Origin of the sequence: Pseudomonas protegens, from assembly GCF_013407925.2 — a bacterium.
GTDB lineage: Bacteria > Pseudomonadota > Gammaproteobacteria > Pseudomonadales > Pseudomonadaceae > Aquipseudomonas > Aquipseudomonas fluorescens_AP.
This window is the reverse complement of record NZ_CP060201.1, coordinates 2,937,973-2,960,671: the sequence shown is the minus strand read 5'-3', so window position 1 is coordinate 2,960,671 and position 22,699 is coordinate 2,937,973. Positions and strand designations below refer to the sequence as shown.

At 64.3% G+C, this 22,699-nt stretch carries 20 protein-coding genes; 11 read left to right on the top strand and 9 right to left on the bottom strand.

The window, feature by feature from the left end; all coding sequences use genetic code 11:
* Nucleotides 1-156 precede the first annotated feature (156 nt).
* Nucleotides 157-1,152, bottom strand: coding sequence for a D-cysteine desulfhydrase (locus GGI48_RS13635; RefSeq protein ID WP_016962757.1), 996 nt, complete (start codon nt 1,150-1,152; stop codon nt 157-159).
* Between the two features lie 189 nt (nt 1,153-1,341).
* Between GGI48_RS13635 and epsC the strand changes: the two genes are divergently transcribed.
* Together epsC and betT are read left to right on the top strand one after the other, a co-directional pair.
* Nucleotides 1,342-2,268, top strand: coding sequence for a serine O-acetyltransferase EpsC (gene epsC, locus GGI48_RS13630; protein WP_016962758.1), 927 nt, complete (start codon nt 1,342-1,344; stop codon nt 2,266-2,268).
* A gap of 481 nt (nt 2,269-2,749) precedes the next feature.
* Nucleotides 2,750-4,711 carry a choline transporter BetT gene (gene betT, locus GGI48_RS13625; protein ID WP_161799155.1) on the top strand — a complete coding sequence of 654 codons (1,962 nt, stop codon included), beginning with the start codon at nt 2,750-2,752 and terminating at the stop codon, nt 4,709-4,711.
* Between the two features lie 9 nt (nt 4,712-4,720).
* Here betT and GGI48_RS13620 read toward each other — a convergent pair whose 3' ends face one another.
* Nucleotides 4,721-4,978 (bottom strand): hypothetical protein, encoded by a 258-nt coding sequence (locus GGI48_RS13620; RefSeq protein ID WP_016962760.1) that lies wholly within the window; start codon nt 4,976-4,978, stop codon nt 4,721-4,723.
* Between the two features lie 263 nt (nt 4,979-5,241).
* Between GGI48_RS13620 and GGI48_RS13615 the strand changes: the two genes are divergently transcribed.
* Both GGI48_RS13615 and GGI48_RS13610 read left to right on the top strand, forming a co-directional pair.
* Nucleotides 5,242-5,424 (top strand): type II toxin-antitoxin system HicA family toxin, encoded by a 183-nt coding sequence (locus GGI48_RS13615; RefSeq protein ID WP_016962761.1) that lies wholly within the window; start codon nt 5,242-5,244, stop codon nt 5,422-5,424.
* A gap of 29 nt (nt 5,425-5,453) precedes the next feature.
* Nucleotides 5,454-5,855, top strand: a complete 402-nt coding sequence (locus GGI48_RS13610) for a type II toxin-antitoxin system HicB family antitoxin (protein ID WP_042940457.1) — start codon at nt 5,454-5,456, stop codon at nt 5,853-5,855.
* Nucleotides 5,856-5,857: 2 nt separating this feature from the next.
* Here the strand turns inward: GGI48_RS13610 and GGI48_RS13605 are convergent, their stop codons facing one another.
* The gene (locus GGI48_RS13605; protein ID WP_179598721.1) at nt 5,858-6,904 is read right to left on the bottom strand and encodes a LacI family DNA-binding transcriptional regulator; all 1,047 of its coding nucleotides are present in this window, start codon (nt 6,902-6,904) and stop codon (nt 5,858-5,860) included.
* 205 nt (nt 6,905-7,109) lie between these two features.
* Here GGI48_RS13605 and GGI48_RS13600 point away from each other — a divergent pair, with 205 nt between their 5' ends.
* From GGI48_RS13600 to mgrA, 3 genes are all read left to right on the top strand, one after another.
* Nucleotides 7,110-9,368, top strand: coding sequence for a TonB-dependent receptor (locus GGI48_RS13600; RefSeq protein WP_179598719.1), 2,259 nt, complete (start codon nt 7,110-7,112; stop codon nt 9,366-9,368).
* A gap of 142 nt (nt 9,369-9,510) precedes the next feature.
* Nucleotides 9,511-10,839 carry an LLM class flavin-dependent oxidoreductase gene (locus tag GGI48_RS13595; RefSeq protein WP_179598717.1) on the top strand — a complete coding sequence of 443 codons (1,329 nt, stop codon included), beginning with the start codon at nt 9,511-9,513 and terminating at the stop codon, nt 10,837-10,839.
* Between the two features lie 73 nt (nt 10,840-10,912).
* Entirely contained in the window at nt 10,913-11,950 is a 1,038-nt protein-coding gene (gene mgrA, locus GGI48_RS13590) for an L-glyceraldehyde 3-phosphate reductase (RefSeq protein ID WP_179598715.1), read from the top strand.
* 101 nt (nt 11,951-12,051) lie between these two features.
* Here the strand turns inward: mgrA and GGI48_RS13585 are convergent, their stop codons facing one another.
* The gene (locus GGI48_RS13585; protein WP_179598713.1) at nt 12,052-13,251 is read right to left on the bottom strand and encodes an HlyD family secretion protein; all 1,200 of its coding nucleotides are present in this window, start codon (nt 13,249-13,251) and stop codon (nt 12,052-12,054) included.
* A gap of 163 nt (nt 13,252-13,414) precedes the next feature.
* On the opposite strand from GGI48_RS13585, the gene GGI48_RS13580 reads away from it, so the two are divergent.
* From GGI48_RS13580 to lpdA, 4 genes are all read left to right on the top strand, one after another.
* Nucleotides 13,415-14,923 (top strand): DHA2 family efflux MFS transporter permease subunit, encoded by a 1,509-nt coding sequence (locus GGI48_RS13580; protein ID WP_181956975.1) that lies wholly within the window; start codon nt 13,415-13,417, stop codon nt 14,921-14,923.
* A 103-nt stretch (nt 14,924-15,026) separates the two neighbouring features.
* Nucleotides 15,027-15,353 (top strand): hypothetical protein, encoded by a 327-nt coding sequence (locus GGI48_RS13575; RefSeq protein ID WP_179598709.1) that lies wholly within the window; start codon nt 15,027-15,029, stop codon nt 15,351-15,353.
* Nucleotides 15,354-15,502: 149 nt separating this feature from the next.
* A complete protein-coding gene (locus GGI48_RS13570) occupies nt 15,503-15,727 on the top strand; it encodes a hypothetical protein (protein WP_179598707.1) in 225 nt (74 codons plus the stop codon).
* The gene (lpdA, locus tag GGI48_RS13565; RefSeq protein ID WP_179598705.1) at nt 15,724-17,178 is read left to right on the top strand and encodes a dihydrolipoyl dehydrogenase; all 1,455 of its coding nucleotides are present in this window, start codon (nt 15,724-15,726) and stop codon (nt 17,176-17,178) included. Before GGI48_RS13570 ends, lpdA begins: the two co-directional genes overlap by 4 nt.
* Before the next feature lie 57 nt (nt 17,179-17,235).
* Here the strand turns inward: lpdA and tauD are convergent, their stop codons facing one another.
* From tauD to gshA, 5 genes are all read right to left on the bottom strand, one after another.
* The gene (tauD, locus tag GGI48_RS13560; protein WP_047300970.1) at nt 17,236-18,075 is read right to left on the bottom strand and encodes a taurine dioxygenase; all 840 of its coding nucleotides are present in this window, start codon (nt 18,073-18,075) and stop codon (nt 17,236-17,238) included.
* A gap of 138 nt (nt 18,076-18,213) precedes the next feature.
* Entirely contained in the window at nt 18,214-19,053 is an 840-nt protein-coding gene (gene tauC, locus GGI48_RS13555; RefSeq protein ID WP_047300972.1) for a taurine ABC transporter permease TauC, read from the bottom strand.
* Complete coding sequence (tauB, locus tag GGI48_RS13550; protein ID WP_102862652.1) at nt 19,050-19,844, bottom strand: taurine ABC transporter ATP-binding subunit; 795 nt, start codon at nt 19,842-19,844, stop codon at nt 19,050-19,052. Before tauB ends, tauC begins: the two co-directional genes overlap by 4 nt.
* A gap of 27 nt (nt 19,845-19,871) precedes the next feature.
* Complete coding sequence (tauA, locus tag GGI48_RS13545) at nt 19,872-20,849, bottom strand: taurine ABC transporter substrate-binding protein (RefSeq protein WP_016966996.1); 978 nt, start codon at nt 20,847-20,849, stop codon at nt 19,872-19,874.
* 175 nt (nt 20,850-21,024) lie between these two features.
* A complete protein-coding gene (gshA, locus tag GGI48_RS13540) occupies nt 21,025-22,608 on the bottom strand; it encodes a glutamate--cysteine ligase (RefSeq protein ID WP_047300977.1) in 1,584 nt (527 codons plus the stop codon).
* Between the last annotated feature and the right edge of the window lie 91 nt (nt 22,609-22,699).

The following is a 22,699-nucleotide window of genomic DNA, read 5'->3' as shown; positions in this document are numbered from 1 at the left end:
AGGTTTAAAAATAATATAAATTCACTTTGTTATTCTTTTTTGTTTGGTTGTCCGCGAGCAATCCACTCCCTCGCAGGAGCTGGCTTGTCAGCGAAAGCGCCGGCGAGGACGGTGCAAGGCTCGCGGGCCTCTTCGCCGGCAAGCCGGCGCCTACTCCTAGGAGAAGGCGCCGGGGTAGGCGAACAGGGCCGGGGCGCCGCCGGTGTGCAGGAAGATGATCGGGCCATCGTTGAAACGCTGGCGACCAACCCCGTCCAGCAGGCCGGCCATGGCCTTGCCGGTGTACACCGGGTCGAGCAACAGGCCTTCCTGGCTGGCCAGCAACTTGACCGCGGCCAGGGTGCCGGCATTGGGTTCGCCGTAACGAGGGGCGAAGTATTCGTCCCACAGTTGCACGTTGAACGCCGCCGGCAGGTTCACCCCCAGCAGTTCGGCGGTGCGTTCGGCCAGGCCCTGGACCTTGGGCCGCTGATCCTCGTCGCTGCGCGAGACGGTGACGCCGATCACCGGCAACTGCGGCAGCACTTCGCTCAAGGCCAGGGCCAGGCCGCTGTGGGTGCCGGCGCTGCCGGAGGCCAGGACCACGGCGGCGAATTCCAGGCCGCTGTCTTCGATCTGCTGCGCCAGCTCCAGGCCGGCGCGCACGTAACCCAGGGCGCCGAGGGCATTGGAGCCGCCGATGGGCACCAGGTAGGGTTTCTTGCCGTTGCTGCGCAGGCGCGCGGCCAGGGCCTGCAACTGTTCGTCGGCCTGGTCGAGGTTTTCCACCAACTCGACCTTGGCATCGAACAGCTCCAGCAGCAGGCGGTTGCCGTTGCCCAGGTAGCTGGGGTCTTCGGTGCCGATGGGGTTTTCCAGCAGGGCCACGCAACCCAGCCCCAGCTTGGCGGCCAGGGCCGCGGTCTGGCGCACGTGGTTGGACTGGATCGCGCCGGCGGTGATCAGGGTGTCGGCACCCTGGGCCAGGGCATCGGCGGCCAGGTATTCGAGTTTGCGCAGCTTGTTGCCGCCCATGGCCAGGGGCGTGGTGTCGTCGCGCTTGACGTAGATATCGCGCCCGATCCAGGCCGACAGGCGTTCGAGTTTTTCCAGGGCGGTGGTAGACCCGAGCAGGTCGAGACGGTGAAAGCGGGCAAGCTGTTGTTTGATCATGAGTCCGCACGGAACAGGGAAGGTGCAAGGACTATAGGCAGCGATATTTGCCCGGGCAACCGCCAATCGCTTATGCGAAAAAGTGCTGTGAGGCGAACAATTAGTTCTTAAACCTGGCCCTGGCGGGGCGTAAAGTGATCGCCGTTTGCGCGGCCCGATTGTCCGGCCGCCCGAGTAAGGAGTCTTATCGTGAGCGAGCGTTCCAGCCATTGGCAATTGCAGACCATCGTTGGCCAACTGCGCGATGCCCGTGATCAGTGGCGTACCCGCAACGGTCGGGTCAGCGGCGAGCAGGGCGGGCGTGAGTTGCCGTCGCGAGCGGCCATGGCAGAGATTCTTGAGGCCCTGTGCGGAGCCCTGTTCCCCATGAGGCTGGGGCCGGTGGATCTGCGCGAAGAGAGTGAGGACTTTTACGTCGGCCATACCCTGGACGCAGCGCTCAACTCGTTGCTGGCCCAGGCGCGCCTGGAGCTGCGTTATGTGGCCCGGCAGAACGGCGAGTCGGATGCCGAGGTCAACGCCAAGGCGATCCGCCTGATCCAGGATTTCGCCCTGGCCCTGCCCGGCCTGCGGGTGCTGCTGGACACCGACGTGCTGGCCGCCTACCACGGCGACCCGGCGGCCCGCAGCGTGGATGAAGTGCTGCTGTGCTACCCGGGCATCCTGGCGGTGATTCACCACCGCCTGGCGCACCATCTGTACCGTGCAGGTTTGCCATTGCTGGCGCGGATCAGCTCGGAAATCGCCCACTCGGCCACCGGTATCGACATTCACCCCGGGGCGCAGATCGGCCGCAGCTTCTTCATCGACCACGGTACTGGCGTGGTGATCGGCGAAACCGCGATCATCGGCGAGCGGGTGCGCATTTACCAGGCGGTGACCCTGGGCGCCAAGCGCTTCCCGGCGGACGAAGACGGCCAGTTGCAGAAAGGCCACCCGCGCCACCCGATCGTCGAGGACGACGTGGTGATCTACGCCGGCGCGACCATCCTCGGGCGCATCACCATCGGCAAGGGCTCGACCATTGGCGGCAACGTCTGGCTGACCCGCAGCGTGCCGGCCGGCTGCAACCTGACCCAGGCCAACCTGCAGCACGACGACGGCTCGCAGAAGTAGCACCGTCTCTGTGGCCGCTGCCGAAGGCTGCGAACGAGCCGCAGGCTCGCCGGCGAGAGGCCCCTTCGGTGCCTGGCGCAGCCTGCGGCAGCGGCTACAGAGGCGCCCATGACTCGCTGCGCCGGCTTCTTGTAGCCGCTGCCGAGCCTGCGAGGCTGCGAAAAGGTCCGCAGGACCTTGCTTGACGATCAACCGCCGTACACAGCCTGCGGCGTTTTTTCTGCTGAACGATTGCGTCCGACATACGTCATACCCTTCCCTGAGCTAGCGTACTGAAACGTACCGCTGAGCCCTGCGATTAGTCCTCGAGCGCCTATCCATGTTTAACTTGAACGCTCGTTCAAGTTAAACCGGTGGTTCGCTGCCCGCTCACAACAGGAGGCTTGCCTTTGCTGAGTCCGTACATTTCAGCCGTGTTTCATCCCTTCGAGGTGCACCCTTCATGAGTGCGCCATCCAGCTCCGCGAATAGCCTGATTCGCATGAACCCTCCGGTGTTCTACTTCGCCGCAAGCTTTATCCTGATCTTCGGCGTGGTGGTGATTTCCATGCCGGAACAGGCCGGCGCCTGGCTCCTGGCGGCGCAAAACTGGGCGGCCAATACGGTCGGCTGGTACTACATGCTGGCGATGACCTTGTACCTGGTCTTCGTGGTGGTCACCGCCTTGTCCGGCTACGGCAAGATCAAGCTCGGTGCCGACCACGACGAACCCGAGTTCAGCTACCTGTCCTGGGCCGGCATGCTGTTCGCCGCCGGGATCAGCATCACCCTGTTCTTCTTCTGCGTCTCCGAGCCCCTGACCCACATGCTGCAACCGCCCCAGGGCGAGGCCGGCACCGCCGAGGCGGCGCGTCAGGGCATGCAGTTGCTGTTTCTGCACTGGGGCCTGCACGGCTGGGGGGTGTTCGCCTTCGTCGGCATGGCCCTGGCCTATTTCGCCTACCGGCACAACCTGCCGCTGGCCCTGCGTTCGGCGCTGTACCCGCTGATCGGCAAGCGCATCAACGGCCCCATCGGCTATGCGGTGGACGGCTTCGGCATCATCGCCACGGTGTTCGGCCTGGGCGCCGACATGGGCTTTGGCGTGCTGCACCTGAACTCCGGGCTCGACTACCTGTTCGGCATCGCTCACACCCAGTGGGTTCAGGTCGGCCTGATCACCCTGATGATGGGTGCGGCGATCATTGTCGCGGTGTCGGGAGTCGACAAGGGCGTGCGGGTGATGTCCGACATCAACATGCTGCTGGCGGTGGCGCTGCTGCTGTTCGTGCTGTTCGCCGGCCCCACCCAACACTTGCTCAACACCCTGATCCAGAACCTCGGCGACTACCTGGGCGCCTTGCCGACCAAGAGTTTCGACGTCTATGCCTATAACCCTCCCAGCGACTGGCTGGGCGGCTGGACGGTGTTCTACTGGGCCTGGTGGATTGCCTGGTCGCCGTTCGTGGGGCTGTTCATCGCGCGGATTTCCCGGGGCCGGACCATTCGTGAGTTCGTCTTCGGCGTGCTGCTGATTCCCCTGGGTTTCACCCTGGCGTGGATGTCGATCTTCGGTAACAGCGCCATCGACCAGGTGCTCAACCACGGCATGAGCGCCCTGGGCCTGTCGGCCATCGACAACCCGTCGATGACCCTCTACCTGCTGCTGGAAACCTACCCCTGGAGCCAGACCGTGATCGCGGTCACGGTGTTCATCAGCTTCGTGTTCTTCGTCACCTCGGCGGACTCCGGCACCGTGGTGCTCTCGACCCTGTCGGCCAGGGGCGGCAACGCCGACGAGGACGGGCCGAAATGGCTGCGGGTGTTCTGGGGCGCGATGACCGCGCTGGTCACCAGCGCGTTGTTGTTCGCCGGCAGCATCGACTCGCTGAAGTCGGCGGTGGTGCTGACCTCGCTGCCGTTCTCGCTGATTCTGCTGCTGATGATGTGGGGGCTGCACAAGGCGTTCTACCTGGAGTCGCAGAAGCGCATCGCCCAACTGCACTCCCTGGCCCCGGTAGCGCCTTCGCGGCGCGGCAAGGGCGGCTGGCGCCAGCGTCTGAGTCAGGCGGTGCACTTCCCGTCACGGGATGAGGTGTATCGCTTCCTCGACCAGACGGTGCGTCCGGCCATCGAAGAGGTGACCGCGGTGTTCGTCGAGAAAGGCCTGAACGTGGTGACCCAGCCCGACCCGGCCAACGACAGCGTGAGCCTGGAAATCGGTCACGGCGACGAGCATCCGTTCATCTACCAGGTGCAGATGCGCGGCTACTTCACCCCGTCCTTCGCCCGTGGCGGCATGGGCCCCAAAGAACTGCGCAACCGCCGTTACTACCGGGCCGAGGTGCACCTGGCCGAGGGCAGTCAGGATTACGACCTGATGGGCTACAGCAAGGAGCAGATCATCAACGACATCCTCGACCAGTACGAACGCCACATGCAGTTCCTGCACCTGGTGCGCTGAGCCAGGCGCTCAGGCCCGGGTGAACAGCAGGTAGAGCACCAGGGCCAGCACCGGCACGGCAAACACCAGGCTGCCGACCATCAGCTCCGAACGCAGGGGCTGGTGGGCGGTGACCATCCCCACTGCGCCGTTGATGACCGTCAACGCCAGCCACAACCCGATGAATCCATAGCTCAATGTCTGTCGGGCAAAGCCCAGCCGTTCGCCGATATACAGCATCAGCGCCAGCAGAATCAGGCCGAAGGTGATGATGATGGTGGTGTGCATGGAAAGCGTCTCCTCCAGGAGCGGTCGGACGGCGTTGCGCGGGTCGGCACAGAGTGCTTGCCGGCCTGTGCATGGAGCATAGGCGGCAAACTCGCCGGCTGAGATTGATCCAAGGCTGAAGACCTCTTTGCCCGCAAGCCGGCTCCGCCAAGGGGGGGGCGATGGGCTGTCAGTGTATTGATTAACCAAGTGTGTATAGTGTGTATCGCTGCTCGCCTGGTTGGATAGGGTGCCTGATGGTTCGGTATCCACAGGGCAGGGTTATGCGCAGTCGGGAGATGATCGGCAAGATCGAGGCGGATGGTTGGTACCTGATCGCCGTGAAGGGCAGTCACCATCAGTACAAGCATCCCTGGAAGCCAGGGCGCGTCACCATCAGGCACCCGGATGCGGATCTGCCCCGGGGCACGATCAACAGCATCTTGAAACAGGCGGGCCTGAAATGAGTCCGTTATTGCATGAGGAGTCCAACGACATGAAATTCCCGGTGGTTCTGCACAAGGATGCCGACTCCGAATACGGGGTGATCGTTCCGGATGTGCCGGGCTGTTACTCCGCCGGCCAGACCGTGTCCCAGGCGTTCGAAAACGTGAAGCAGGCGCTGTCTCTGCATTACGAAGGATTGGTGGCCGATGGCGAGCCCCTGCCGCAGGTGCACGAAATCGATGATCACCTGGATAACCCCGACTACGCCGGGGGCGTATGGGGCGTGGTGGAGTTCGACGTGACGCCGTATTTCGGCAAGTCGGTGCGCTTCAATGCCACCCTGCCCGAGCACCTGCTGGAGCGCATCGATCAGACGGTCAAGCGTGACCAGCGCTACAACTCGCGTTCCGGGTTCCTGGCCGCCGCAGCGCTGCGCGAACTGTCGGCCTGAGGCTAGGTGCTTTCGCGTTCGATCACCTGGCATTGCAGCAGGTTCAGGCGCTGTACCTCGGCGTCGGTCGGCAGCACCCCGAGGCTCTCCAGGACCCGGGTCGCGGCCAGTACGCCGATCTCCAGCGCCGGTGGCTGGATGGTGCTCAGGCTCGGTAGCAGCATCTGGGCGAAGGGGTAGTCGCCAAAGCCCAGCACCGCGCACTCCTCGGGGATCTTCAGCCCGGCGCGTTGCCCGGCCAACAGAGCGCCGGCGGCCAGGTTGTCGTTGGCGAAGATGATGGCGTCGGGGCGCGCTGCGGCGCTCATCAGCGCCTCCATGGCCTGCTTGCCCGCTTCGAAGGGGGCAAGCTCGGGATCCGGGGCAAATACCCTGGGCGGCAACCCCAGCTCTTTCAGGGTGGCGAGATAGCCATCGCGGCGCTCCAGGGCGCTGTAGTCGCCGGGGGCGCTGTTCTGCACGAAGGCGATGCGCCGGTAGCCCTTGGCGTGCAGGTAGCGAGCGGCGCTGACCCCCACTTGAACGTGGGAAAATCCGATCTGCATGGGCTGGCGCTGGGGCTGGTAATCCCAGGTTTCGATCAGCGGGATCTCGGCTTCGGCGAGCATCTTTTCCGTGCCCGGGCTGTGGAAGTGGCTGGTCAGCACCAGGGCTGCCGGCGACCAGCCGAGAAAGGCCCGTACCGCGCTCTCTTCCTGTTTCGCGTCGAAGTAGCTGGAGGCCAGCAGCAACTGATAGCCGTGGCGGCTGAGGGTGTCGCTGAAGCCCTGGATGGTCTGGGCGAAGATCGGTCCGGAAATGTTCGGAATGACCATGGCGACGATCCTGCCCCGGGCCGAGGCCAAGCCGCCGGCCACCAGATTGGGCACGTAGCCGAGTTCGGCCACCACCGCGGCGATGCGCTCCCGGCGCTCCGGGGAGACGCTGTCGGGCTGGTTGAAGTAGCGTGACACGGTGATCGCCGAGACTCCGGCCTGGCGCGCCACGGTGTTCAGGGTCACGCGGCCGGCGCCGCGGCGCTTGCGGCCCGGGGGAGTGTCAGCAGTCAAAAGCACCGTCCTTTTGCCAAACGAAAAAGCATATAAAGGTAATTTTTCAGTATTGGACGCTCTATGCAGAGCTTGTTGATACTGGCGATGTTAGCGCTAACAAAGCGTTATGTCTGCTACTCGCTCGAGCGAATGCCCAAGACAGATTTCAGGCGCTGCCGGCACAGATCGGCAGCGGTTCGGGGCATTTTTCAGCAGGTGCAGCATGCAGATATTTCTTGGGGAGCAACACCGACTCGCGCATTCGATCCGTGCCACCACGGCGTCCCGCCCGCATCTGGGCTGGTTGCTGGCGGGGCTGGCGGCCTTGCCATTGCCCGCGGCCCACGCCGCCGATAACGGCGTGGGCGCCCAGGACCAGGAGCCGACCCTGAAGTCGGTGACGGTCACCGCCACGCGCCGCGAGGAGTCGCTGCAGAAGGTGCCGGTGGCGGTGTCCGTAGTGGATGGCGAGCAGTTGGAGCGGGACAACCGCAACGGCGTGGCGAGCATCGTGCAGCAGGTGCCGTCGTTGAATTTCCGCACCGGGGCCTCGAACAAGGACACCTCGCTGTTCATCCGCGGCGTGGGCACCATTTCCACCTCGCCGGGGGTGGAGCCGACGGTAGCGACGGTGATCGACGGCGTGGTCTACGGGCGTCCCGGGCAGGCCACCCTGGACCTGCTGGACCTGGAGCGGATCGAGGTGCTGCGCGGTCCCCAGGGCACCCTGTTCGGCAAGAACGCTTCGGCCGGGGTGCTGAATATCGTGACCAAGGCGCCTTCCGCCGAGACTCACGGCTACATCGATCAGGCCTATTACAGCGGCAACGAAAGCCGTACCCGTTTCGGCATTGGCGGCAGTCTGATTCCCGACACCCTCAAGGGCTCGCTCACCACCTTGTTCGGCAGTTACGACGGCAACGTGGACAACCGCCACAACGGCCAGGAGGTCAACGGCTACAACCGCAAGGGCGTGCGCGGCAAGCTGGAATTCACCCCCAGCGCCGACCTCAAGCTGACCCTGGCGGCGGACTACATGCAGGCCCATGACGACGCGCCCAATGGCGTGGTCAGCAAGGCGCTGACCCCGGCCTTCGCCAATGCCTTGAACCCGGTCCGGGCCAGCAGCGACAACCGTGAGATCAACACCGATACCCGCACCCATGTGGAGGACATCAACAAGGGCCTGTCCGGCCAGCTGGACTGGAACCTTGGCGACTACACCCTGACTTCGATCACCGCTTGGCGTGGCTGGAACAACACCCAGTACCAGGACGGTGACCGGCTTAGCATGGTCACCGCGGCGTTTCCCGGGACCGCCGACAAGGGCGACCTGGACTACCACCAGTACTCGCAAGAGCTGCGTCTGGCCTCGCCCAAGGGTCAGTTCCTGGAGTACGTCGGCGGCCTGTTCTACCTGCACGGCAAGGACCAGGAAACCTACCAGCGCACCCTGACCACGACCACCAGCGTCAACCGCGGGGTTGCCGACTACAGCACCACCAACGACAGCTACGCGGTCTTTGGCGAAAGCACCCTGAATTTCACCGAGGACTTTCGTGGTATCGCCGGTTTGCGCTGGACTCACGATGACCTGAAATACGACCACCGTCGGGTATCGACTTCGGCCACCACGGTCAGCGGGATCCAGCCGGGCACCCAGAGTTCGGGCTCGGTGGATGAGGACGGCTGGTCCGGTCGCCTGGGGCTGCAATACGACCTCAGCGACACCGTCACCAGCTACCTGACCTATTCCCGCGGCTACAAGGGCCCGGCCTACAACGTGTTCTTCAACATGCAGCCGCGGGACACCGATGCGCTCAAGCCCGAGACTTCCAACACCTGGGAGGCGGGGATCAAGGCCAGTGCCTGGAACAATCGCCTGACCACCAACCTGGCGGTGTTCCACAGCGAGTACGACAACTACCAGGCCAACTTTTTCGACACCGTGGCCGGGCAGGTGGTGACCCGCCTGATCAACGCCGGCCGCGTCAGCAGTGAAGGCGTCGAGCTGGACTACGCCTTGCAGGCCACCCAGCAATTGAAGTTCTCCGGGGCCCTGGCCTACACCCGGGCGCGCATCGACGAGTTCGCCTGCCCGGCGGGGGCCGCGGCGTCCTGCAACGTCAATGGCAAGCCGTTGCCCTTCAGCCCGGACTGGAAGAGCTATGTGCGGGCCGACTACAGCATCCCCCTGGATAACGGCCTGGATCTTGAGTTGGGCACCGACTACAGCTGGCAAAGCCAAGTGCAGTACGACATCAGCCAGAACCCCGACACCCGGCAGGGCGCCTACGGCATCTGGAACGCCAGCATCGCCCTGGCCGACTACAACGACGGCTGGCGCGTGGCGTTGCTGGGCAAGAACCTGGCCGACAAGTCCTATTCGCCGTTGCTGGCCAGTGGCGGCAACTACATCTACCGCGCGGTGCCCCGGGATGACGAGCGTTATTTCGGCGTGCAACTGCGCAAGGACTTCTGATGCCCTGCCGTTGTAGGAGCCGGCTTGCCGGCGAATGGGGCGGCGAGTTGGGCGCAGGTCTTGCGGGTGTTTTCGCTGGCAAGCCAGCTCCTATGGTGGGTGTTTGGGTGTCCCTTTTGCAGCATGAAACAAGGAGTGATCCATGTCCCGTTCCACTCGCCAGCTCAAGCTCGGCGCCTTTCTCATGGCCACCGGTCACCACGTTGCCGCCTGGCGGCATCCGCAGGTGCCGGCCCAGGCAGCGCTGGACTTTGCAGTCTATAAAGAACTGGCACAGATCGCCGAAGCCGCGCGCTTCGATGCGCTGTTTGTCGCCGACAGCCTGGCAGCGCCTACCGGTGCCATCGCCAGTCGCATGGCCCGTTCCGATTACTTCGAGCCGTTGACATTGCTTTGCGCCCTGGCGGCCGTGACCGAGCGGATAGGGCTTATTGCCACTAGCACTACGAGCTATAACGTACCGTACCACGTAGCACGTAAATTCGCTTCGCTGGACCATCTTTCAGGGGGCCGGGCGGGGTGGAACCTGGTGACTTCGGACAATGCCGCCGAGGCGCAGAATTTCGGTCGGGATGAACATTTCGGGCATGCCGAACGGTATCGCCGGGCCCGGGAGTTTCATCAGGTGGTGACCGGGCTCTGGGACAGTTGGGAGGACGACGCCTTTGTCCGGAACAAGGCCACTGGCGAGTATTACGACCCGAACAAGCAGCATTTACTGGACCATCGCGGCGAATTCTTCCAGGTCAAAGGGCCCTTGAATGTGCCGCGCCCGCCCCAGGGTTACCCGGTGATCGTGCAGGCCGGCTCCTCGGAAAGTGGCCGCGACCTGGCGGCGCAGACGGCCGAGGTGGTGTTCACCGCGCAGCCTTCCCTGGCCGCTGCTCAGGCGTTTTATGCCGACTTGAAGGGCCGTCTCAAGCAGTACGATCGTAGTACGGAATCGCTGAAAATCATGCCCGGGGTGTTCGTGGTGGTGGGGGACAGCGAAAGCCAGGCCCGGGAGAAATTCGAATCGTTCCAGGCACTGGTGGAGCCCGAAGTGGGGGTGGCCCTGCTCGGGCGGATGCTGGGCAATTTCGATTTGTCCGGTTATCCGCTGGATGGACCCTTGCCGTCGTTGCCTCTGACCCAGAGCGGTCAGCAAAGCCGCCAGCAGTTGCTCACCGAGCTGGCCGGCAAGGACAACCTGACCCTGGCTCAGTTGGGGCGCAAGATTGCCGGCGGGCGCGGGCACTACAGCCTGATCGGTACGCCCGGGCAGATTGCCGATGAACTGCAGGCCTGGTTCGAGGAGGGCGCGGCCGATGGTTTCAATGTGTTGGTGCCGCACCTGCCGGACGGCCTGGGGGATTTTGCGACGGGGGTAATTCCGGAACTGCAGCGGCGCGGGCTGTTCAGAACTGAATACGAGGGCCGGACCCTGCGGGAAAACCTGGGGCTGGCGCGACCGAAGAACCAGTTTGTGTAACCACCGCCGGCTCCGGCGGGGCGCATTGATTGACATTAGTCGTTTTGGAAAGACCTGACTCAGAGAGGATTCGATGACTTACATAGCTGCCGAAAATCGCTACGACTCCATCCCTTATCGCCGTGTCGGCCGCAGTGGCCTGGTGCTGCCGGCGCTGTCCCTGGGGCTTTGGCACAACTTCGGTGACAGCACGCCGATCGATACCCAGCGCGCCCTGTTGCGCACGGCCTTCGACCTGGGGATCAACCACTTCGACCTGGCCAACAACTACGGCCCGCCCTATGGCAGCGCCGAGATCAATTTCGGTCGTCTGCTGCGCGAGGACTTCAAGGCCTATCGCGATGAGCTGATCATCTCCAGCAAGGCCGGCTGGGACATGTGGCCCGGGCCTTACGGCCAGGGCGGCGGTTCGCGCAAGTATGTGCTGGCCAGCCTGGACCAGAGCCTGCAGCGCCTGGGCCTGGATTATGTGGATATCTTCTATTCCCACCGCTTCGACCCGGATACGCCGCTGGAGGAAACCGCCAGCGCCCTGGCCAGCGCAGTGCAGCAGGGCAAGGCGCTGTACATCGGCATTTCCTCCTATTCCGGGGCGAAGACCCGGGAAATCGCCGCGTTGCTCAAGGAGTGGAAAGTGCCGCTGCTGATTCATCAGCCGGCCTACAACATGCTCAATCGCTGGGTGGAGAAGGACCTGCTGGGCACCACCGATGATCTGGGTGTGGGGGTGATCGCCTTTACTCCGCTGGCCCAGGGGCTGCTCACCGATAAATACCTCAATGGCATTCCCGAGGATGCACGGGTCAATCGTCCGGGCGGGGGCTCGCTGCAGGCGTCGCACCTGTCGGAGGCCAATCTTGCCCATGTGCGGGCCCTCAATGAGATTGCCAGGAACCGCGGCCAGAGCCTGGCGCAACTGGCCCTGGCCTGGACCCTGCGAGATCCGCGGGTGACTTCGGCCTTGATCGGTGCCAGCCGTCCGGAGCAGATCGTCGAGAACGTCGGAGCCCTGCAGAACCTGAGCTTCAGTGTGGAGGAACTGGCGCAAATCGATCATTTCGCCAAGGAGGGGCGGATCAACCTGTGGGAGAAACCGTCGCTGGCGCAATAGCCTCCTCAGGCACCGCGCTTGGCGGACAGCCCCCGGCAGAGCGGTTTGCCGGGGGCTTTTTGCTGGGACAGGGCCAGAGCAAGGCGTTTTTCATGGGGCGCTCATTGCGCCGTGGTGGGCGCGTTGCTGCTCACTTTGAGCCCGGTCTGGGTGCTGGCCACGGCGCGTGCCTGTGAGCTGTCCAGATCGACTTTTGCCGTGACCGACAGGCCCGGCCGCAGGCGTTCGAGGCCGGGTTGCTCGGCATTGAAGCGGATACGCACCGGCACCCGCTGCACGATCTTGGTGAAGTTGCCGGTGCCCGGCTCGAAGGGCAGCAGGGCGAAGGTCGAGCCCGAACCCGGTGCCAGGCTTTCCACGGTGCCGACGAGGCTCACCCCCGGCAGGGCATCGATCTTGATCCGCGTCGACTGGCCTGGGTACATGTGCTGGGTCTGGGTTTCCTTGAAATTGGCCAGTACATAGAGCTCGTGCAGCGGCACCAGGGTCAGCAGGCGCGAGCCGGGTTGCACGTAATCACCCACCTGAACCTGCCGGTTGCCCACGGTGCCGTCCATCGGTGCATAGACGGTGGCGTGGCGCAGGTCCTGCTGCGCCAGTTCGAGTCGTGCCTGGGCGGTCGCCACCTTGGCCCTGGCGCTCTGCAGCTGGGCTTGCAGGCGTTGGCGTTGCGCCGCCGTGACCGCCTGGTCGTTCTCGGCCACTTGCAGCATGGCCTGGGCATAGGCCAGCCCCTGTTCTGCCGAGATGGCCTGGGTGCTGTATTTCTCCACTTCGTTGCGCGCCACGGCGCCGGTGGTGACCAGGGTGTCGAAGCGGTTGCGCTCCGCGCCGGCGCGCCTGGACTCGGCCTGGTTGGTGCGGATGGCCGTTCGCGCGGCCAGCACGCGGGCGCTGGCCAGGCGCTGTTCGGCGTCCTGAATGGCCAGCGCGGCTTCGGCCAGGGCGACTTGCGCCTGGGCGTCCGCCAGATCGCCTTCGGCCAGGGTCACCCGGCTGTCGAATTCTTCGCTGTTGATACGCACCAGCGGCTGGCCGGCGCTGACCGTCTGGTGATCCTTGACCAATACCTGCGTCACCAGGCCGTGGACCCGCGGCGCGACGGCAGTGGCGTCGGCGGCGATATAGGCATCGTCCGTGGCTTCCGTCGACGGTGCCAGCAACACCCAGCCCGCTCCGAGCGCCACCAGCGTCAGCGCAACGGCGCCGGCGATCAGTGGGCGCCTGGAGCGTTTGCGCGGCTGATCGGTCTCCTGGGCGGCTTGCAGGATGGCGTTCTGAGTCTGGGTGCTCTGCTCCATGTTGAAGCTCCATGTGGATTGTATTACGCTCATAATATTCATATGTCGGGCGTAATGCCACAGGGAAGCACCTACCGTGACGACAAGCGCAACTGGCCTTCGCGATGCAGGCATCGAGCCTGGGCAACATTCGACAAAGCGCAAATTTCTGGTCTTCACGATCATGGCCTTTGGCATGTTCATGGCGCTGATCGACATCCAGATCGTCGCGGCTTCGCTCAACGATGTGCAGGCCGGCCTCAGTGCCGGTCCCGATGAAGTGAGCTGGGTACAGACGGCCTACCTGATCGCCGAACTGATCATGATTCCCTTCTCGGCATTTCTCGCCCAGGCGCTTTCCACCCGTTGGCTGTTCGCCGCCAGTGCGGCGTTCTTCACCTTGTTCAGCGTGGGCTGCGGCATGGCCTGGAACATCGAGTCGATGATCGTGCTGCGGGCTTTGCAAGGATTTGCCGGCGGCGCCATGGTGCCCACGGTCTTCGCCGTGGGGTTCGTGTTGTTCGAAGGCAAGCAGCGGGCGATGGTCCCGGCGATCCTCGGCATGACCGCGGTATTGGCACCGACCTTGGGCCCCACCGTGGGCGGTCTGGTGACCTTCTATCTGGACTGGCGCTGGATCTTCTTTATCAACGTGCTTCCGGGGCTGCTGATCTGCATCGGCGCGGCGCTACTGATCGATGTCGACCGCCCGGACCTGGCCCTGCTGCGGCGTATCGACTGGCTGCATTTTGTCGCGATGGCGCTGGCCCTGGGGTGCTTCGAATACGTGCTGGAGGAGGGGCCGCGCAAGGACTGGTTCAGCGACACCGGGATCGTCATGGCGGCCTGGGTTTCCCTGGTGTCCTTTGGCTTGTTCATCGAACGCTCGTTGTATTCGCACAATCCGATCGTGTCGCTGGGGCCGTTCCGCGACCGCACCTTTGCCATTGCCTGCCTGCTGAACCTGGTGATCGGCTTTGGTCTGTATTCCTCGACGTATCTGGTGCCGGTGTTCCTCGGGCGGGTGCGCGGATTCGACAGCCTGGAAATCGGCACCACGGTTTTTGTCGTCGGCATCGGGCAGTTGGTCAGTACGATCATCGCGGCTCGCGCTTCGGAGAAAGTCGATCGGCGCCTGATCCTCTCGGTGGGTTTCCTGGGCCTGGCGTTGAGCCTGTGGTTGACCTCCCGGGTCACTGCCAACTGGGGCTTCGATGAGTGGCTGGTGCCACAGGTGGCGCGCGGCCTGTTCCTGATGCTGTGCATCGTGCCGAGCGTGAACATGGCCTTGAGTTCGTTCCAGGGCGCTGAACTGCGCCAGGCCTCCGGGCTGTTCAACCTGATGCGCAACCTGGGCGGAGCCATTGGCATTGCCACGGTCAACACCTGGCTGCAAGACGATGCCCGGACCCAATTGCTGCGCTTGTCCGAGTCGCTGGGGAGCCAGGCTGGCGCCGCCCAGGCACTGATGGAGCAACTGGCGCTGAAGATTGCCGCCGATACACCGGATCCCAGCCACGCTTTGCTCATGGCCCAAGGGATTTTCGGCCGGCTGGTGGGGCGTGAAGCCCTGACCCTGGCGTTTGGCGATGTGTTTCGGTTGATGGCGATGATGTTTGTGCTGGCGCTGTTGCTGGTGCCGTTGTGCAAGGTGGCCCCGGCCGTGACGGGGGCGGTGACGAAGGAAAAGTGATTGCTTCTGCCGGGCCGCTACGGGGCCGAAGCGCCGGATCTGACGGTTGCGCTAGTTGCTTGCGGGGCCTGATCGGCTCGGCAAAAACACAAGGAGGTGAAACATGGATTATCCCGGTCGTTGGTTTCGGGAGACTTGGTATGACCACGATATCTACTTGATGATCATCAAGGAGCCGGGTTCGCCATGTCTTCATTCATACGCTGCGCAGGAGTCGTTCAGCTACGTCGGACGGTTGGCCGGGCATGGCCAGCATCCAAGTTTTTCGCTGCATTTTGCCTGCCCGCCCTACGGCAATGATTACGCCAGCAACGAGGCGGCATTGCGCGCCGGGCGGGCGCATGGGCGCGCGTTGATCGAGCGTTGGTGCAATCGCCCACCCGCGCCAGCGGCACGTCTGCCGCGCTACGCGGCCAGCCCGGCCAACTAGGCCGGCTGGCGAGTATGCCGCGCGCGTGGACGGTGCCGCACTGGGCGCCAGTGGGCGCTGTACGACCGCCAGGAACTGGAGAAAAAGTCGCCGGGCCAGGCCAGGCGGCAACAGGTGCAAGAGGCTGTTTCAAACGCAACAGAGTCAGGGTGCAGCAGCGCCCGCAGAAGCGGACAGATGATGGCTCAAGCACAACCTTCGGTGCCCTCAGGCGCCGCCGCAAGCGCTTCACCAAGGTGCTCTGCAAGGGCATCTGCAACGGGGTTGTGGCCGCGCGGCAAACCCGCGGGCTTGGCCACCCGCACATTCTCAACGACAGCGCGACCCTGGGGGTCGTGGTCGATTTTGTTTATGCACAGGACGACAAGCTATGAATGAACAATACGATGTGATCGTGATCGGCGCGGGTCCCGGCGGCTATGTCGCGGCGATCCGCGCGGCGCAACTGGGACTGAAGACGGTCTGTATCGAGCGCTACCAGGGTAAGGACGGCAAGACCGCCCTGGGCGGCACCTGCCTCAATGTGGGCTGTATTCCCTCCAAGGCGCTGCTGGACAGCTCCCATCACTATGACGAGGCGCGTAACGGTTTTGCCGTGCACGGCATCGGCATCAGCAACCCGCAGATCGACGTGCCGGCCATGCTGGCGCGCAAGGACAACGTGGTGCGCAACTTCAACGGCGGCATCGCCGCGCTGTTCAAGGCCAATGGCGTGGCCCTGCTGGAAGGTCACGGCAAGCTGCTGGCCAACAAGCAAGTGGAGGTGACAGCGGCCGACGGCAGCATCCAGCGCATCAGCGCCACCAGCATCATCCTCGCCCCCGGCTCACGGCCCATCGATATCGCCGCAGCGCCGCTGACCGGGCAGGTGATCGTCGACTCCACCGGCGCCCTGGAATTCACCCGCGTGCCCAAGCGCCTGGGGGTGATCGGCGCCGGCGTCATCGGCCTGGAGCTGGGTTCGGTCTGGGCTCGCCTGGGGGCTGAAGTGACGGTGCTGGAGGCCCTCGACAGCTTCCTGCCAGCGGTGGATGTGCAGATCGCCAGAGAAGCGCAGAAGATCCTCGGCAAACAGGGCCTGGACATCCGCCTGGGGGCCCGGGTGACGGCCTCCGAGGTGCAGGGCGACAGCGTCACGGTCAGCCTCAGCGAAGGCGGCGAGGACAAGCAGCAGACTTTCGACCGGCTGATCGTTGCCGTGGGTCGCCGGCCCCTGACCACCGACCTGCTGGCCGCCGACAGCGGCGTGCAACTGGATGAACGCGGCTTCATCCACGTCGACGGGCAATGCCGCACCAGCGTGCCTGGGGTGTTCGCCATTGGCGACGTGGTACGCGGCCCGATGCTGGCGCACAAGGCGTCGGAAGAAGGGGTGATGGTGGCTGAGAGCCTTGCCGGGCATCAGCATCCGCTGAATTACGAGCTGATCCCGTCAGTGATCTACACCCACCCTGAAATCGCCTGGGTCGGCCAGACCGAACAGGCCCTCAAGGCCCAGGGCATCGAACTGAACATCGGCACCTTCCCGTTCTCCGCCAGCAGCCGGGCCATGGCGGCCAACGACACCGCCGGGCTGGTCAAGGTGATTGCCGATGCCGCCACCGACCGGGTGCTTGGCGTGCATGTGATAGGACCGGGCGCCGCGGAACTGGTCCAGGAAGGCGCGATCGGCATGGAATTCGGCACCAGCGCCGAAGACCTGGGGATGATGGTGTTCTCCCACCCGACCCTGTCCGAAGCCCTGCATGAAGCCGCGTTGGCGGTGAATGGCCAGGCGATCCATATCGGTAATCGCAAGAAGAAGGCCCCCGCCAGCGTCAAATAACCAGCCACCCCGGCCTCGCGTGTTGCGCGTGGCCGGGGCGCTCGGCCCCTTTGGGTTTCAGCGAAAGAACGGCACATCCCCAAGAATGGTCGCGCGCTGCATCACCCGGCGCTGTGGGCGGTAGTCGTCCACGGCATAGTGTTGGGTCACGCGGTTGTCCCAGAAGGCCACGTCGTTTTCCTGCCAGCGCCAGCGGATGGTGAATTCCGGGCGGGTGGCGTGGGCGAACAGCAGTTTGAGGATGGCCTCGCTTTCGCTTTCGGACAGCTCATTGATGCGGGTGGTGAAGCCGTCGTTGACGAACAGCGACTGGCGTCCGCTCACCGGATGGGTGCGGATTACCGGGTGCGACAGTGGCGGATTCTTGCGTCGGGTTTCCTCCCAGCGCGCCAGGTCTTCCGGGGTGTTGCCAAAGCGCTCCAGGGGGAAGGACTTGATGAATTCGTGGGTAGCGGTCAGGCCTTGCAGCAGCTTCTTCATCGGCTCGGACAAGGCTTCGTAGGCGGCGATGCCGCTGGCCCACAGGGTGTCGCCGCCGAACGCCGGCAACAGCTTGGCGCTGAGCACCGCGCCCAGGGCCGGGGTCGGCAGGAAGGTCACGTCGGTGTGCCAGATGGCGTTGTCGCGCACGTCGGTTTCGGCGGTGTCGAGGATCAGGATCTCCGGCTGTTCCGGCACATTGGGGTAGATCGGGTGAATGTGCAGGTCACCGAAGTGGGCGGCGAAGCGCGCTTGCTGCTGTGGGGTGATCGGCTGGTCACGGAAGAACAGCACCTGATGCTTGAGCAGCGCCTGCTCGATGGCGTCACGATGTTCGATGCTCAAGGGCTGGCTGATATCGATGCCGCCGATCTGGGCGCCGAGGGCGGAGCTTAGAGGAGTGATGGTCAGGCTCATGGTCGTTCTCGTATTCGCTGTGTGTAGGAGTCGGGCGGCGCTCCGCTCGCCGGCGCAGGCCGCCGAGAGGATGGTATGAGGCTTGTGGGCCTCTTCGCTGGCAAGCCAGCTCCTACGCAGGAGAGGGGGGATCTGTTGTTAGTGGGATTGGCCGTGCCAGGGCACCAGTTTGCGTTGCAGGGCGCGCAGGCCCATCTCCATGGCGAAGGCGATCAGGGCAATCACCAATATCCCCAGCACCACCACATCGGTGACCAGGAATTGCGCGGCGGACTGCACCATGAAACCCAGGCCGCTGGTGGCGGCGATCAGCTCCGCCGCCACCAGGGTCGACCAGCCCACGCCCAGGCCAATGCGCACGCCGGTGAGGATGTCCGGCAAGGCGCTGGGCAGGATCACGTGGCGAATCAGCTGCGCCCGGGTCGCGCCCAAAGACTGCGCGGCGCGCAGCTTCGCTGGGTCGACGGTGCGCACGCCGGTGGCGGTGGCGATGGCAATCGGGGCGAAAATGGCGAGGTAGATCAGCAGCACCTTGGACAGCTCGCCAATGCCGCACCAGATGACGATCAGCGGTAGATAGGCCAGGGGCGGAATCGGCCGGTAGAACTCGATCAAGGGGTCGAGCACGCCACGGGCGATGCGGTTGGCGCCAATGGCGATGCCCACCGGAATAGCTGTCAGCACGGCAAAGCCCAGGGCCAGGCCGATGCGCTCCAGGCTCGCTGCCAGATGCTGCCAGAGGGTGGAATCCATGTAGCCGCTGGTGGCCAGCAACCAGCCTTTTTGCAGCACGGCGGCCGGTGGCGGCAGGAACAGTGGTTCGATCAGGCCGCTGGCGGTGACGGCCCACCACAGGGCCAGCAGGGTGATCAGAGTCAGCACACTGATCCAGCGGGTGCTCAGGCTGCGACGCACCGGCACTGGCGCTTTCGGATTGGCGTCGCGGGTCGCGGTAGCGGGAATCTCGTAGCTGCTCATGGGCGCTCCTGCTGCTGGGTGGCGCTGCGTTGGGAGAACACCCGGGACAGCACATGTTCGCGGGTTTCGATGAACAACGGGTCGGACTTGATCGCCCGCGCCGATTCGCCGGCGGCGTAGCGCTGGCCGAAGTCCAGGTTCAGGCGCTCGACGATCTGCCCCGGGTTGGGCGCCAGGAGGATCAGGTCGGTGGCCAGGAACACCGCTTCTTCGATGTCGTGGGTAATCAGGAACACCGGCTTGGCGGTGCGCCGCCAGACTTGCAGCAACAGTTCCTGCATCTGTTCGCGAGTGAAGGCATCCAGGGCGCCGAAGGGTTCGTCCATCAGCAGCACGCGTGGGTCGGCGGCCAGGGCGCGGGCCAGGCCCACGCGCTGTTTCTGTCCACCGGAGAGTTGCCAGATGCGGCGCTTGTCGAAGCCGGCCAGGTCCACCAGGGCGAGCATCTCCCGCGCCCGGGCTTCACGCAGGTCGCGGGCGACGCCGGCCAGTTCCAGGCCGAAGGCAACGTTGCCCAGCACGTCCTGCCAGGGCAGCAGGGCGTCGTCCTGGAACACCACGCCACGCTCGGCGCTGGGGCCCTTGACCGGTACACCGTCGAGGCTGATGCGCCCGGCGCTGGGGTCGACGAACCCGGCAATCAGGTTCAGCAGCGAGGTCTTGCCGCTGCCGGAGGGACCCAGGGCGACCAGCAGTTGCTGTGGCCCCAGGGTCAGGGAAATATCCGCCAGCACCGGTTCGGCGGCGCCGGGGTACTGTGCGCTGATGCGCTCCAGTTGTAGCAAGGCCATGACGGCTATCTCCTGTCCGGTCGCGGGTTATTCAGGGATGAACTTGGCGCTGACGTAGGGGGCGTAGTCCGGCAGCACCGCTTCGACCTTGCCTTGCTCCTTGAGGAACAGCGCGGTGTCGGTGATGGCCTTGGTGGTCGGGGCGCCGAGGCTGATCACCTGGTCGGCGGCCAGCGGGTAGACGTTGCCTTGCAGCAGCAGCGGGATATCGCTGGCCTTGGCCCCGGAGAGCTTCACCAGCTTGTCGACGTTGCCCTGGTTGGCCAGCCAGGCTTGTGGGTCCTTGCGGTACTGGGCATAGGCATCCAGGGTCACCTTGGCGAAGGCGCTGACGATCTCCGGGTGCTTCTCGGCAAAATCCTTGCGCACGATCCAGGCGTCGAAGGTCGGCGCGCCGAACTTGGCCAGTTCACCAGAGGTGATCAGCACCTTGCCGTTTTCCTTGGCCACGCCCAGGGCCGGGTCCCAGACGTAGGTGGCGTCGATATCGCCGCGCTTCCAGGCGGCGATGATTGCCGGTGGCGCCAGGTTGAGGATCTGCACTTTCGAGGGGTCGATGTTCCAGTGTTTCAGTGCCGCCAACAGACTGTAGTGGCCGGTGGAAACGAAGGGCACGGCGACTTTTTTACCGATCAGGTCCTGAGGGCTGTTGATCCCGGAACCGTCGCGGGCCACCAGGGCTTCGGCGGCGCCGATCTGGGTGGCGATGAGGAAGGTCTGCACCGGCACCTTGCGGGTGATGGCGGCGGTCAGCGGGCTGGAGCCCAGGTAGCCGATCTGCACATCGCCGGAAGCGATGGCGGCGATGACGTCGGCACCGTTATCGAATTTGCGCCAGTTGATCTTGGCCTGGGTGGCTTTTTCGTAGCTGCCGTCGGCTTGCGCGACCTTGGCCGGGTCGACGGTGGTCTGGTAGGCGACGGTGACGTCGGCCGCCTGGGCAAAGAAACTCGCAGCGGCCAGGGACGCGGCCGCCAGGAGGCGAAGGGGGAAATGCAGTTTCATGTGGGGGGCTCCTCATAGGCGGCCGGTGATCGGCGTGGGAGGAGACTAAATGATCTAAGAATGCAGAAATAAATAACTTATTTGCATTAGCTTATGAGGGGAATAGGCAGCGTGCTGTTCGCCGGCAAGCCGGCTCCTACGGTATGGGTGTAGGAGCCGGCTTGGCGGTGAAGCGTCAGTTGCTGATGGCCAGGATGCTGGCCTGGTAGGCGCCGACGAACACGTCGAAATCACCCACTTCGTTCTGCTCAAGCTCGGTCTGCTGCTCCAGGGATTGGCGCGCCGCGTCTTCGAAGGCGGTTTGTTCTTCCTTGGCCAGGGGCTGGCTGCGGAAGTACTCGGCATGCGCCTGGCTCTGGCGCAGGGAGAACTGGCTGAAGCTCTCCTTGTGCTCGCTCATGGCCGCCAGCACCTGGGCCGACGGGGTCAGGGACGAATCCTTGACCTTGGCCAACTGGGCGTCCAGGGCCTTGCTGTGCACGTCGCTGCCGTGGCTCTGGTCGAGCAGGGCAGCCAATGGCGCGATCTGCTCCAGCAGTTCGGCGGCCCACTCTTTCATTTCCACCGGCTGGCCCCGGCGTTGCAGTTGCAGGCCCGGACGCCGGCCTTCCTTGACCACGGCGAGGAAGTTGGAGGTGGCGTTGCCGCACTCGTTATTCTCGAACAGCGGACTGTCGTTGAGCGCGCAATACAGCAGGAAGGCGTCGAGGAAGCGCGCTTCCTGCAGGTCGATGCCCAGGGGCAGGAACGGGTTGATGTCCAGGCAACGCACTTCGACGTACTGGATGCCCCGGGCCATCAGCGCCTGGATCGGTCGCTCGCCGGTGTAGGTCACGCGTTTGGGGCGGATGTTGGAGTAGTACTCGTTTTCGATCTGCAGGATGTTGGTGTTCAGTTGCACCCACTCGCCATCCTTGTGGGTGCCGACGGCCACGTAGGGCGCGTAGGGCGTGGCCACGGCCTTGCGCAGGCTGTCGGTGTAGCTGTTCAGATCGTTGTAGCAAGGGGTCAGCCCGGCCTGGGCCTTGCTCTGGTAGCCCAGGTCGCTCATGCGCAGGCTGGTGGCGTAGGGCAGGTACAGGGTGTCGGCGTCCAGCTGTTCCAGCTGGTGCGAGCGGCCGCGCAGGAAGCCCGCGTCCAGGGCCGGCGAGGCACCGAACAGGTACATCAGCAGCCAGCTGTAACGGCGGAAATTGCGGATCAGCGCGATATAGGCCGAGGACTGGTAGTCACGGTCGCTGCCGACGAAGCCTTCGGCTTGCTTGAGCAGTGGCCACAGCTGTTCCGGCAGGGAGAAGTTGTAGTGGATCCCGGCAATGCACTGCATGGCCTTGCCGTAGCGCAGGGCCAGGCCCTTGCGGTACACGTACTTGAGCTGACCGATGTTGGAGGTGCCGTAGTAGGCGATCGGGATGTCTTCCTCGGCCGGCAACGGGCACGGCATCGATGGACTCCACAGGTACTCGTTGCCGAGCTTGCTGTAGGCGAAACGATGAATCTTGTCGAGGCTGGCCAGGGTATCGGCCGGGTCCGCGAGGGCCGGGGTGATGAACTCCAGCAGCGACTCGGAATAGTCGGTGGTGATCTGTTCGTTGGTCAGCGCGGAACCCAGTTCTTCCGGGTGCGGGGTCTGTGCCAGGCGGCCTTCGCCGGTGACACGCAGGCATTCACGTTCGATACCGTGCAGGCACTGCTCGAGCAGGGAGAGGTTAGCGCGCTCGCCGAGCAGAGCCAGGCGGCGGTTGAGAAGTTCGCTCAAGTTGGATTCCTTCACGCGTCAGTCGCCCCAATATGGGGGTGGGCAGGACGGTCTACAAGGGTGAAGTTAAAACTGGCGTTTTCGCCTGGTT